This is a genomic window from Herbaspirillum lusitanum P6-12, assembly GCF_000256565.1.
GTDB classification, from domain to species: domain Bacteria; phylum Pseudomonadota; class Gammaproteobacteria; order Burkholderiales; family Burkholderiaceae_D; genus Herbaspirillum; species Herbaspirillum lusitanum.
The window spans coordinates 1-806 of sequence record NZ_AJHH01000180.1 but is presented as its reverse complement, the minus strand read 5'-3'; the positions used below and the strand labels follow the sequence as shown (position 1 = coordinate 806).

Sequence of the window (806 nt, the reverse complement as noted above, 5' to 3'; positions counted from 1 at the left end):
CAATTGGCGCGAACATCGCCTGAGCTGCTGGATGAACCGTCGATGGGCCTGTCGCCGATCATGGTGGAGAAGATCTTCGAGGTGATCCGCAACGTGTCGGCGCAGGGCATCACGATCCTGCTGGTGGAGCAGAACGCCAAGCTGGCGCTGGAGGCGGCGCACCGGGGTTATGTGATGGAGTCGGGGCTGATCACCATGAGCGGCAATGCCAAGGACATGCTGAATGATCCGCGTGTTAAGGCGGCTTACCTGGGTGAAGCGTAGGACAAGAATCCTGCGCTTGTGGTGTAGCATGGCATGGTGTTTCCGCGTTTTCCGTCTTCCTCTCTTTGCATAAAAGGACACTGACATGAGCGATACGAACATCACCATTCTCGGCATTTCCGGCAGCCTGCGCGCGGGCTCTTACAACACGGCGGCGTTGCATGCCGCCGCCGAATTGCTGCCGCCCGGCGTGCGCCTGATCCAGGCCGACATTTCAGACATTCCGCTGTACAACGACGACGTGCGCGCCAAAGGATGGCCGCCTTCGGTCGAGCGTTTGCGCCGGCAGATCGCCGAGGCCGATGCGATTCTGTTCTCCACGCCGGAATACAATTATTCGATTCCGGGGCTGCTGAAAAATGCCATCGACTGGGCCTCGCGCCCACCGGAACAACCGTTCGCCGGCAAGGCCGCCGCCATCATGGGCGCCAGTCCCGGCGCCATCGGCACCGCGCGTGCGCAATATCACCTGCGTCAGATCGGCGTGTTCCTCGACCTCAAATTCCTCAACAGGCCGGAGGTCATGATCGGCGGCGCCGGCG

The 806-nt window shown here is 61.4% G+C and carries 1 protein-coding gene and 1 pseudogene; both read left to right on the top strand.

The window, feature by feature from the left end; genetic code table 11:
• Positions 1-264: pseudogene (locus HLUSI_RS0106290) on the top strand (hypothetical protein); the annotation flags it as partial.
• Positions 265-349: 85 nt separating this feature from the next.
• The coding region (locus HLUSI_RS0106285; RefSeq protein WP_016833187.1) for an NADPH-dependent FMN reductase at positions 350-806 on the top strand (457 nt) is incomplete at its 3' end.